This is a genomic window from Streptomyces malaysiensis subsp. samsunensis (assembly GCF_024519315.1).
GTDB classification, from domain to species: domain Bacteria; phylum Actinomycetota; class Actinomycetes; order Streptomycetales; family Streptomycetaceae; genus Streptomyces; species Streptomyces malaysiensis.
Genome location: NZ_JANIIC010000248.1, coordinates 1 through 664, shown reverse-complemented (window position 1 = coordinate 664; position 664 = coordinate 1). Strand labels below are relative to the sequence as shown.

General features: G+C 64.6%; 1 protein-coding gene. It reads left to right on the top strand.

The genetic code is table 11. From position 1 onward, the window contains the following. Window positions 1-664, top strand: a 664-nt coding sequence (locus NQU54_RS48730) for an acyltransferase domain-containing protein (protein WP_257636677.1), incomplete at both ends; no start/stop codon positions are given.

The window sequence follows — 664 nt, the reverse complement described above, 5'->3', positions numbered from 1 at the left end:
CTCTACTCCACCACCGACAACACCTGGATCACCGACACCACCCTGGATGCCGACTACTGGTACCGCAACCTACGCCAACCCGTCCTCTTCCAACCCGCCATCGAACACCTGAGCAGCAACGGCTACACCACCTACATCGAAACCAGCCCCCACCCAACCCTCACCCCCAGCATCCAAGAAACCAACCCCAACACCACCACCATCCACACCCTCCACAACAACCAAAACGACACCGACGCCCTCCTCACCGCACTCGGCCACGCCCACACCCACGGCCACCCCATCACCTGGCACACCCTCATCCCACCCACCAAAACCACCCCCCTCCCCACCTACCCCTTCCAACACACGCATTTCTGGCTGAACGACAAAACCGCTGACGCCGATGTGGAAAGCGCCGGACTCAGCCGTACCGACCACCCGCTCCTCGGCGCCACCACCACCCTCGCCCACTCCGGCGAGACCGTCCTCACCGGTCGGCTCAGCCCCACCCAGCACGGTTGGCTCGCCGACCATGCCGTCAACGGCACCCCACTCCTCCCCGGCACCGCACTGGTCGACATGGCCCTCCACGCCGCCGACCACACCAACCACCCCACCCTCGACGAACTCATCATCCACACCCCCATCACCCTCACCCACCCCACCACCATCCAACTCACCA